General features: G+C 55.4%; 12 protein-coding genes. 7 read left to right on the top strand and 5 right to left on the bottom strand.

What is annotated here, in order from left to right; all coding sequences use genetic code 11:
• Positions 1-269: 269 nt before the first annotated feature.
• From DBR37_RS15740 to DBR37_RS15725, 4 genes are all read right to left on the bottom strand, one after another.
• The gene (locus DBR37_RS15740; RefSeq protein WP_124575404.1) at positions 270-542 is read right to left on the bottom strand and encodes a hypothetical protein; all 273 of its coding nucleotides are present in this window, start codon (positions 540-542) and stop codon (positions 270-272) included.
• Between the two features lie 15 nt (positions 543-557).
• Positions 558-1,109 (bottom strand): GNAT family N-acetyltransferase, encoded by a 552-nt coding sequence (locus DBR37_RS15735; protein WP_124575403.1) that lies wholly within the window; start codon positions 1,107-1,109, stop codon positions 558-560.
• The gene (locus tag DBR37_RS15730) at positions 1,102-1,557 is read right to left on the bottom strand and encodes an NUDIX hydrolase (RefSeq protein ID WP_124575402.1); all 456 of its coding nucleotides are present in this window, start codon (positions 1,555-1,557) and stop codon (positions 1,102-1,104) included. Before DBR37_RS15730 ends, DBR37_RS15735 begins: the two co-directional genes overlap by 8 nt.
• Positions 1,558-1,692: 135 nt before the next feature.
• On the bottom strand, positions 1,693-2,364 hold the full coding sequence (locus DBR37_RS15725) for a GntR family transcriptional regulator (protein WP_124575401.1): 672 nt from the start codon (positions 2,362-2,364) through the stop codon (positions 1,693-1,695).
• Between the two features lie 276 nt (positions 2,365-2,640).
• Here DBR37_RS15725 and mdcA point away from each other — a divergent pair, with 276 nt between their 5' ends.
• From mdcA to DBR37_RS15690, 7 genes are read left to right on the top strand one after another with little or no spacing between them, the layout of a single operon-like run.
• Complete coding sequence (gene mdcA / locus DBR37_RS15720; RefSeq protein ID WP_124575400.1) at positions 2,641-4,308, top strand: malonate decarboxylase subunit alpha; 1,668 nt, start codon at positions 2,641-2,643, stop codon at positions 4,306-4,308.
• Between the two features lie 8 nt (positions 4,309-4,316).
• Positions 4,317-4,631 (top strand): malonate decarboxylase acyl carrier protein, encoded by a 315-nt coding sequence (gene mdcC / locus DBR37_RS15715; RefSeq protein WP_124575399.1) that lies wholly within the window; start codon positions 4,317-4,319, stop codon positions 4,629-4,631.
• Positions 4,628-5,527, top strand: a complete 900-nt coding sequence (locus tag DBR37_RS15710) for a biotin-independent malonate decarboxylase subunit beta (protein WP_124575398.1) — start codon at positions 4,628-4,630, stop codon at positions 5,525-5,527. Before mdcC ends, DBR37_RS15710 begins: the two co-directional genes overlap by 4 nt.
• Positions 5,524-6,240, top strand: a complete 717-nt coding sequence (locus DBR37_RS15705; RefSeq protein ID WP_124575397.1) for a biotin-independent malonate decarboxylase subunit gamma — start codon at positions 5,524-5,526, stop codon at positions 6,238-6,240. Before DBR37_RS15710 ends, DBR37_RS15705 begins: the two co-directional genes overlap by 4 nt.
• Positions 6,224-6,895: a malonate decarboxylase holo-[acyl-carrier-protein] synthase gene (gene mdcG / locus DBR37_RS15700; RefSeq protein WP_124575396.1), complete on the top strand. Its 672-nt coding sequence runs from the start codon at positions 6,224-6,226 to the stop codon at positions 6,893-6,895. Before DBR37_RS15705 ends, mdcG begins: the two co-directional genes overlap by 17 nt.
• Positions 6,892-7,803, top strand: a complete 912-nt coding sequence (mdcB, locus tag DBR37_RS15695) for a triphosphoribosyl-dephospho-CoA synthase MdcB (RefSeq protein ID WP_124575395.1) — start codon at positions 6,892-6,894, stop codon at positions 7,801-7,803. Before mdcG ends, mdcB begins: the two co-directional genes overlap by 4 nt.
• 29 nt (positions 7,804-7,832) lie before the next feature.
• Positions 7,833-8,780 carry an ACP S-malonyltransferase gene (locus tag DBR37_RS15690; protein WP_124575394.1) on the top strand — a complete coding sequence of 316 codons (948 nt, stop codon included), beginning with the start codon at positions 7,833-7,835 and terminating at the stop codon, positions 8,778-8,780.
• A 6-nt stretch (positions 8,781-8,786) separates the two neighbouring features.
• Here DBR37_RS15690 and bluB read toward each other — a convergent pair whose 3' ends face one another.
• A complete protein-coding gene (bluB, locus tag DBR37_RS15685; protein ID WP_124575393.1) occupies positions 8,787-9,431 on the bottom strand; it encodes a 5,6-dimethylbenzimidazole synthase in 645 nt (214 codons plus the stop codon).
• Positions 9,432-9,519: the final 88 nt, after the last annotated feature.

The raw sequence follows: 9,519 nt of genomic DNA, 5'->3' as shown, positions 1-9,519 counted from the left end.
CTATGTCATGAATCTATACAGCGAAGCAAGAAAAGTAAGTAGCTGTCGGGCTACCCCCGACAACGCACCTCTCTACGGATAGAGAAAAGTATCAGTCCCTCAGACCGAAACATTGCCGTTACCAGCACTGTGCATAACTACTAAAGTTATCCCCGTTTTTTGTGCACAGGCTTGTGGATAACCTCAGAGCAAGTCACTTATGTCATTGAAAAATAAAAGATTTCATTTCATGCTCAAATGTGGGCATGCACTGCCTGAGGCAGCTTCTTTTATTTAATCCCGGCCTGCGGTTTGACCCATTCAATCAGCCACCCACTAGGCGCAACCCAGTCCGGCAGACGCGCATCTTTGCTCGCGATGAGGCTGGCACGTAGTACGATTTTGAGCGTGTACATGTCGATGATTTCGCCTGTCGCGGGATGGCTGAGCGCGCTGACGAATGTTTGGAAAGTCTTTTGGCATTCATCCACTGAACCCATGGTCAGCAAGTCGCCGATGCCGCCTTTTTGCTGACCGTTTTCCCACGCGAATAATGCGTACATAGTGTGCTTTCTGTATTAGCGCTTTTTACTGAATTGCGTTTGCATGATGATGGCGTCGGCGTCATGCGTTGCGCTAGTGGCGAAGAAGTTTTTCAGGCGTGCGATTTCGGTGTAGCCGCTGTCTTGATATATCTTGTGCGCACCCGTCCACTCTGCACTCAGTAGCAGGATGGAGCCGCGCAAATGCGTGAGTTGGGCGCGCAACATGTGCACGGATTGCTGGAAGAATTTCTTGCCCAGTCCGCTGCCACGGTATTCGCGCGCGACAGTCATCGATGAAATATAGAGCTGGCTGCCATCGGCGCGATGGGTGTCTTTGATGTCATGACCGAGCGCAAAGGCGGCTTCCTGCAAAGTAGCATCGTTGTCCCAGAGCTCCGAGCACAGGTAGCCGGTTGCTACATCGCAGTCATTCGCCAATACCAGGAAGCCGGCAGGGAAGTGGCGCATGCGTTCCAGCATCACACTTTTGTCTTCCTGTATGCGTTGATGGAAGCCGCCGTCTTCCAGTTCCATGATGCGGTCTATGTCATCAGATCGTGCCGCGCGGATGTTCAGCTTATGCATCTGTGGTGCTGCTGGTCTGCAGCATAGCAATCAGGTTTTCCGGCCATACCTGTTCTGTGGTTTGTTCGAGCTCACTCTGCGACCACCAGTGGTGTGCCGTCATGCACTCGACTTCATTCGCGCTCCAGCCGCTTTTTGATAATTGAGTGTCAGTGACACGGATACGGAAGTAGCGCTCGTCTTCATTCACGTATTCGCCATCGGGCATTTGCAGTATCAACTGGCGTTGCGCAATCTGCGGACCGACTTCCGTTACCTGTATTCCGGTCTCTTCCCATAACTCCCGTATGGCTGCTTCTTCAAAGCTTTCTTCGCCTTCGACGCCGCCACCAGGTGTGGCCCAGTAACTTTGTCCGGCCAAAGCACCTTTCTTATGTTCAAAGAAGAACAGCAGGACGCGATCATCAGGATCGGTAATCAGCAGGCGAGAAGCAGTACGTAGGCGCATGGGTACACGAGTAGTCAGAAGTTAACAACGGGATGGTGAGGGGAGTGCGCAGTGGCGAATGGCTGTGCGTGCTTGCAGGCGATGCAAGTTTCCCTGGCCGGACGCATATTGTATATGTGTCCGGCTTTGCAGGTATCAGGCTTCGCTGGTCAGTTCAGCGAGGGATGCGATCAGGTCGCTGAAACGTTGACCCTGGATCATGATGTGCTGGCGCAGCAGTTCGGCTGCGAGCTCACCTTTGCCTTCGATGATGGCGTCGACTACCGCACCATGTTCGTCGAAGGACGCGGTGACGCGGTTGCGTACGCGCAGTTGCAGACGGCGATAAGGACGCAGGCGGCGTTGCAGCACGCGCGCCTGTTCTTCCAGGAAGGAATTTTTGCTGCCTATATAAATCTGCTGGTGGAATTCTTCATTCTTGTAAAAGTAGGCGTCGGAATCGGCTTCGTCCCGGGCTTCCCTGCAGGCCAGGTGGGTCGCTTTCAATACGGCATGTTCCGCCGGGCTCATCCGACGGGCGGCCAGGCGTGCGCACATGGCTTCCAGTTCGGCCATGACTTCAAACATTTCTATCAGTTGCTGCGGCCCTATCTCGGCCACGATGGCACCACGACGTGGCCGGATTACGATGATGCCCATCGAAGCCAGCTGAATCAGGGCTTCGCGTATAGGTGTGCGGGATACGCCGAATTTCTCGGCCAGCACGGTTTCATCGAGATGTTGCCCGGGTTTGAGTGTCCCGACGGCAATCATTTCCTCTATTTGCTCACGCAAGGTTTCTGATCGCGTTTGAGTGGTGTCGGTCATGTTTTCTGTGTATCTCACAATTTAATCTTGTGGTTTTGAGTACAATTTTACGCTTGACAATGTATGCATATCGTACGATCTTGTATACAAGGATAAACCATAAAAAACATTTAGTTGAAAAATATCTCCATTGTAACTACGGGAGAGGCATGGCATCACATCACAGGTCTGTCTATATGGACGCAAAAAGTAGCAATAGCTGCTGCGATGATCCTGCTATGCCTGTTCCAGGAAACAGCAACAGCATTGCCAGATATCTTAATGGGAGAAAAGTAAATGCAAGGTAGTAAGCGCGAGTGGGATCATCGCCAGAAGAACCGCGATGCGCGACTGACAAGGGCTGCCGGAAAACTGGGAGCCGCGCTCAGCGGCAAGCTGGTACCGGCCGAGCGCATGGTCGAGTTGCTGCATAGCGTGATCGAATCCGGTGACCGCGTCTGCCTCGAAGGCAATAACCAGAAACAGGCCGATTTCCTCGCAACTGCCTTGTGCCAGCTGGATCCGGCGCAAGTGCATGATCTGCACATGTTGCAGTCGGTGCTGGCCTTACCCGAACATCTGGATCTGTTCGAGAAGGGCATCGCTTCCAAGCTGGATTTTTCTTTCTCCGGGCCACAAGGCGCGCAACTCGCGCGTCTGGTGGCTGCCGGGAAAATCAATATCGGTGCAATCCATACCTATCTGGAATTATTCGGTCGCTACTTCATTGACCTGACGCCGCGGGTGGCCTTGATCGCTGCGCAGGCCGCGGACATGCACGGGAATTTATATACCGGGCCGAACACTGAAGACACGCCAGCCATCGTCGAAGCAACGGCGTTCAAAAACGGCATCGTGATCGCACAAGTCAATGAAATCGTTGATGTGCTGCCACGTGTCGACGTACCTGCAGACTGGGTGGATTTCGTCGTGCAGGCGCCAACACCACATTACATCGAACCTTTGTTCACACGTGATCCGGCACTGATCTCCGAAGTGCAGGTTTTGATGGCAATGATGGCGATCAAGGGCATCTATGCCGAGTACGGTGTAGAACGTATCAATCACGGCATCGGTTTCGATACTGCAGCGATCGAACTGATCTTGCCGACTTATGCCGAATCGCTGGGATTGCGCGGCAAGATAGGACGTCACTGGGCGTTGAATCCGCACCCGGCTTTGATTCCTGCAATCGAAGCAGGCTTTGTCGAATCGGTGCATTCCTTTGGTTCCGAGCTGGGTATGGAGCGTTACATCGAATCGCGCCCGGATGTGTTTTTTGTCGGGCGTGATGGTTCGATGCGCAGCAATCGTGCGATGTGCCAGGTGGCCGGACACTATGCGTGCGATATGTTTATCGGCTCTACCTTGCAGATAGATTTGCAGGGTAATTCATCGACTGCGACGCTGGGACGCATTGCCGGTTTTGGTGGCGCGCCGAATATGGGTTCCGATGCGCGTGGCCGACGTCATTCCAGTCCGGCCTGGCTGAAGGCTGGACAGCAAGCGCAGCAAGGCAAGAAGAAAATGCCGCGTGGACAAAAGCTGGTGGTGCAAATGGTCGAAACCTTCCGCGAGCATATGCAACCGGCATTCGTCGAAGAACTGGATGCCTGGCAGCTGGCTGAACAAGCCAAGCTGGATATTCCACCGGTCATGATTTACGGTGACGATGTCACGCACATCCTGACCGAAGAGGGTATCGCCAATCTGCTGTTGTGCCGTAGCGAAGAAGAGCGCGAACAGGCGATACGTGGCGTTGCCGGCTATACCGCAGTCGGCATGGCGCGTGATCGCAAGATGGTGGAAAACCTGCGTGACCGCGGTGTGATCCTGCGTGCAGAAGATATGGGCATAGACAAGCGCATGGCGACCCGTGATTTGCTCGCGGCCAAGAATATGAAAGACCTGGTACGTGCATCCGGTGGCTTGTACACACCACCCAAGCGTTTCAGAAACTGGTAGGACGGGATATGGAAACTTTGAATTTTCGTTTTGAAAAGGGTCGCCAGCGTCTGGCTGCACAAGCCAATATGGTGGGTGTCGTCAGCTCGGGCAATCTGGAAGTATTGATCGCATCCGCGGACCTGAACGGCGGCTGTGAAGTTGAAATCAAAACCGCAGCGGTCGGTTTCGGTGCGATCTGGCAGGCAGTGATTTCTGACTTCGACGCACGCTGGTCGTTGCAGGATGTACGCATTCTGATCAACGATGCCGGCGCCACGCCCGCAGTAGTCAGCCTGCGTCTGGATCAGGCGGTGGAATCGGTAATGGGAGTGCAGGCATGATCAGTTACCTGGAAGCGAATGCACGTCAGCGCATGCATGCCTTGCTGGATGCGTCGTCGTTTGAAGAATTCCTGCCGCCCAGCCTGCTTGTCGTCAGTCCGCATCTGGCGCAACTGGATACGCCAGCCTCATTTGATGACGGCATCGTGATCGGGTGCGGCACTTTGCAGGGACGCAAAGTGCTGGCAGCAGCGCAGGAAGGTGGTTTCATGGGCGGTGCCGTGGGCGAGGTGCATGGCGCCAAACTGGTCGGCCTGCTGAAGCGTGCCGTTGCTGAGCGTGTGGATGGTGTGATCCTGTTGCTGGAAACCGGTGGCGTACGTTTGCATGAAGCGAATGCCGGTTTGATCGCCGTCTCCGAAGTGATGCGCGCTGTGCTGGATACACGTGCTGCGAATATTCCGGTGATCGTGCTGGTCGGCGGTGCGAATGGTTGCTTCGGCGGCATGGGTATAGTCGCTTGCTGTGCGAATGAGATATTGATGTCGGAAGAAGGCCGTCTGGCGATGTCGGGGCCGGAAGTAATAGAAACCACGCACGGCGTGGAAGAGTTTGATTCACGTGATCGCGCTTTGGTATGGCGCACCACCGGCGGCAAGCATAGATATCTGCTGGGCGATTGCAGCGCGGTCCTGCCGGACGATATCGCCGCTTTCCGCCAGGCGGCACTGGATGCCTTGCTGCGCTATCAAACAACTCTGGCAGAGTTGACGCTGGAAGATCTCGAATCCGAGCACAGCTTGCTGAGCCATCGCCTGCAAGACTTTGGCAATTTCTCTGAACCGATGGATATCTGGTCCCGTCTGGGTGTAGCTAAACCTGAGATTCTGCCGATGCTGGAAGCGCAAGCTTTCATGCAGGAAGTTGCAGGCAAGCGCGCGGGAGAGCAACAATGAAATGGCAGACACTCGCAGCGCAATTATTCCCGCAAGGGCACGACATTGTTGAACATGATTACTTCTTGCGCGGGACGGCCAGAGTAGGTGAGCAGACGGTGGCGGTCATAGGCACTACCGGACATACACCTATCGGTGTGGAGATCGCTTTGGCTCAGGCTAATGCCATCCTCGATACTATGCGCAACTTCCCGGGACGCCCTTTGGTCATCCTGGTGGATACCCAAGGTCAGCGCCTGCGTTATCGCGATGAAATGCTGGGCATCAATCGTTATATGGCGCATCTGGGCAAGTGCATAGATGTCGCGCGCAGGCGTGGTCACAAAGTGATAGGGCTGGTGTATGACCAGGCGCTGTCGGGCGGATTTATCACCAGCGGCCTGATGGCGGATGCGTGCTATGCGCTGCCTGAAGCAGAGATACGCGTGATGGGCCTGGCGGCAATGGCACGCATTACCAAGGTGCCGCTGGAACGTCTGACTGAACTCGCGGTAGCCAATCCGGTGTTTGCGCCGGGCGCAGAAAATTACCTCAACATGGGCGGTGTGGAAGCCATCTGGCAGGGTGATCTGGAGTCTTGTCTCGCGCGTGCCTTGCAGCAGGCCGATAGCCAGGATCATCGCAGCGCACGCGGTCTGGAACGAGGCGGACGCAAGATGTCATTGCCGGTCACCCAGTTTGTACTGGGGGAGCGCGATGTTTTGCCGTCATAACCGCATCTGGCTGAGCAGCACAGGCTGGCAGCATGCGTGTGCTGCAGTGGATAAAGCGCATCTGCCGGATTTGCAACGCTGGGCAGAGAATGACTGGCCGCTGGTAGTACGTCGCAGCGACGTCGGGTATGAGGTTGAGACCATTGCCGTGGGACTGGCACTGCCACCGCCAGCGAACGGTGGCAGGAAAATCCGCATACCCTTGTCGGTTCACCCGGGCGATATTGCGCGTCATGAAGCGCCCCTGCTTCTTGCGCATGCAGCGAGTGCCTTGCCTGCCATCTGGCAAGCAGCTTTTACTGCCTTGTCGCATGACTTGATTGCGGCGCAACTGGAATTCCGTGTGTATGGCTCACTGTCCTTGCAAGCGATGACGGGTTTGCCGTACATGACCAGGACTTCCGATATCGACGTACTGTTTTATCCGGCGACGCATGTACAACTACAGCAGGGCTTACACCTGCTCCAGCACTATGCGCAAAGCTTGCCGCTGGATGGTGAAATCGTTTTTCCTTCCGGGCATGCGGTGGCATGGAAGGAATGGGTAGCAGCGGTCAATAGCCCGGATAAGGTAAAAGTCATGGTGAAAAGCATGCGTACCGTGAGTCTGCTGGATGTATCGGCTTTATTGTCCGGACTGGAAGAGCTATCGTGAAACACGCAGTTTTACCAAGATCAGGGGTCTGCGGCTCCGCTGCGCTGATAGATGTATCCGTCAGTTCATCACTGCGCAGTTTATGTTTGCAGACGGCGATATACGCAGTGCGCAGCCTGCATGCAGAACTCGTGCTGTATCCGAAGCCGGGTCTGGTATCGCCGGTAGACAATGGCAGCCACAGCGATATGGATGCGGACTTATTCATGCGCAGTCTGTTTTCCTTGCGACATTATTTCAGGCATATGGCGCAGGCTGGTAGCGAGTCCGCGACCTTCGATGGCCTGAAGGACCTGGGCTTGCGGGCGGAACGGCGCATGCTGGCAGCGACTGGTGGCATCAATACGCATAGAGGTGCGATTTTTTCGCTCGGGTTATTGTGTGCAGCGGCTGGTTACAGTCATGCGCACGCCTTACCTCTTACCCCGGATCGTTTGCGGCAAGTGATACGTCAGCAGTGGGGGGCAGCCTTGTTTGATCATGCCAGTCCTTCCGTTGCCAAACTCTCTAATGGCATACGGGTCGCTCATTTATATGCGGTCAGTGGCGCACGGACAGAAGGGGCGCAAGCCTTTCCTGCCGTCTTTGAAATCGGCCTGCCGCAACTGCGGCTGTCATTGGCGCAGGGACGTGATGCATCGGATGCGCAAGTTGATGCCTTGTTTGCCTTGATGGCGCAGATGACGGATTCCAATATTTATCATCGTGGCGGTACAGTCGGTGCTGCACTGGTCAGGCTGGCCGCACAGGATTTCATACAATTGGGCGGCACCGGGCATCCGGAATGGCGCGTGACGGCGCTGGCCTGCCATCGTTTATTTGTAGGGCGGAATCTGTCGCCTGGCGGCGCTGCGGATATGTTGGCTGCGAGCTGGCTGGTGCATCAACTCACGCATACGGTTGTATAGGGATGGCAGGGTTTGTATACTGAGTTCCCATGATGAATCGCGTCGCTATTCTGTGTTCCGGTCAGGCTGGCCAGCATGCCGGTATGTTCGACCTTGCGCGGGAAGATACACGCGCAGCACAATTGCTGCAGGCCTGGCCGCTGGAAGAGTTATGCGGTCATTCTTTGCGCGAAGTACTGGCCGATGAAAAACTCCTGTTTGCCAATCCGATCGCGCAACCGCTGGTAGTCGCCTCCATTCTTGCTACCTGGGAAGCCGTCAAAAACATCATCCCCAAACCTGTCGTGGTTGCTGGTTACAGCATAGGCGAGCTGGCCTCATGGGCCGTGGCCGGTGCGCTCAGTGCTGAAGAAGCGATCAGGCTGGCGGCTTTGCGTGCGAACTTGCTGCAAGCATGCATCGCCACTGATCAGCCGCAAGTCATGCTGGCGATTTCACTCTCGCAATCTCTGGTGCAAATGTCGGAGATCCGGCCTTTGCTGGATGCGCATGGTTTTTACATGGCGATAGAGGTAGATGACGACTCGGTGATTGCCGGTGGCTTGCTGAAACAGGCTGATGCACTGGAAGCTGCGATTGGCAATGCTGGTGGCAAGGTCACGCGCTTGCCGATAGAGATCGCATCACATACACCGTGGATGCAGGCTGCGGTGCAGCCATTTGAGCTGGCTATTGCAAGCAGCGGCATCAAGGCTCCGGCATTTCCGGTATTGGCGGGCATCTCCGGCGCGCGCTTGCTGGATAAAGATGCCGCATCCGGTAATTTATCGCGCCAGCTGGCAGAGCCTATACGCTGGCAGGCAGTGATGGATAGCTTGCATGAAGCAGGTGTGACGATGGCACTGGAACTGGGGCCGGGTGCTGCGCTGGTGCGTATGCTCAAGGCGCGTCATCCGCATATTCAATGTCGCTCGGTCGCCGAGTTTCGTTCGTTGTCAGGAATCAGGAAATGGGTCGAGCAATATACTGATGCATGAGTCTGCTTAATCGCCCCAGGAATTCTCAAAACAGATATCGGCGATGGCCTTGCGCTTATCCCAGGCTTCGATTTCCAGCATGGGTGCCGGATAGAATTCCGCCGTCTGACCCAGACATAAAATCGCGATAGGCTGACTGCCCTCCGGCATCTTGCACAACTGACGCAGTGTTTCCGGATCGAACAGGGATACCCAGCCCATGGCGATACCTTCCGCTCTGGCTGCCAGCCACATATTCTGTATTGCACAACTGGCAGAAGCCAGATCCATCTCCGGCATGGTGCGGCGGCCAAAAATGTATTTCTCGCGATGATCGGTGAGGCCGACCACCAGCACTTCGGCGCAGGACAAAATTCCTTCTACTTTCAGCCGCATGAATTCATTAGAGCGCTGTTCGAGGGCGTCGGCAGTGGCACGCCGCTCACTTTCTACATGCTGTTGAATTGTCCCGCGCAGCGCTGTGTCCGTGATGCGGATGAAGCGCCAGGGTTGCATCAGGCCGACGCTGGGCGCCATGTGCGCTGCCTGGATGAAGCGCTCCAGTTGTCCTTCTTCCAGCGGCGTGGGCAGGAAGTGACGCATGTCACGCCGTTCGCGTATCGCTTTGTAGACGGATGCAATCTCAGCATCGGAGAACTTGTTTGGATTCATATCTTCTCTGGAGTACCGGGCGTGCCCTTAGCTTAACCGGTGATGGCAGCGCGAGGAATAAAAAAAGCCGCTTCATGGAAGCGGCTTT

Source organism: Herminiimonas sp. KBW02, from assembly GCF_003852535.1.
Lineage (GTDB): Bacteria > Pseudomonadota > Gammaproteobacteria > Burkholderiales > Burkholderiaceae_D > Oxalicibacterium.
The sequence above is the reverse complement of the archived record's forward strand: the minus strand, read 5'-3'. Positions and strand labels throughout refer to the sequence as shown.

Coding starts and splice junctions, on each gene's coding strand:
- DBR37_RS15730 (WP_124575402.1), bottom strand. CDS start 1,557: ATGCGCCTACGTACTGCTTCTCGCCTGCTGATTACCGATCCTGATGAT.
- DBR37_RS15710 (WP_124575398.1), top strand. CDS start 4,628: ATGATCAGTTACCTGGAAGCGAATGCACGTCAGCGCATGCATGCCTTG.
- DBR37_RS15735 (WP_124575403.1), bottom strand. CDS start 1,109: ATGCATAAGCTGAACATCCGCGCGGCACGATCTGATGACATAGACCGC.
- DBR37_RS15690 (WP_124575394.1), top strand. CDS start 7,833: ATGATGAATCGCGTCGCTATTCTGTGTTCCGGTCAGGCTGGCCAGCAT.
- DBR37_RS15740 (WP_124575404.1), bottom strand. CDS start 542: ATGTACGCATTATTCGCGTGGGAAAACGGTCAGCAAAAAGGCGGCATC.
- DBR37_RS15705 (WP_124575397.1), top strand. CDS start 5,524: ATGAAATGGCAGACACTCGCAGCGCAATTATTCCCGCAAGGGCACGAC.
- mdcG (WP_124575396.1), top strand. CDS start 6,224: ATGTTTTGCCGTCATAACCGCATCTGGCTGAGCAGCACAGGCTGGCAG.
- mdcA (WP_124575400.1), top strand. CDS start 2,641: ATGCAAGGTAGTAAGCGCGAGTGGGATCATCGCCAGAAGAACCGCGAT.
- bluB (WP_124575393.1), bottom strand. CDS start 9,431: ATGAATCCAAACAAGTTCTCCGATGCTGAGATTGCATCCGTCTACAAA.
- mdcC (WP_124575399.1), top strand. CDS start 4,317: ATGGAAACTTTGAATTTTCGTTTTGAAAAGGGTCGCCAGCGTCTGGCT.
- DBR37_RS15725 (WP_124575401.1), bottom strand. CDS start 2,364: ATGACCGACACCACTCAAACGCGATCAGAAACCTTGCGTGAGCAAATA.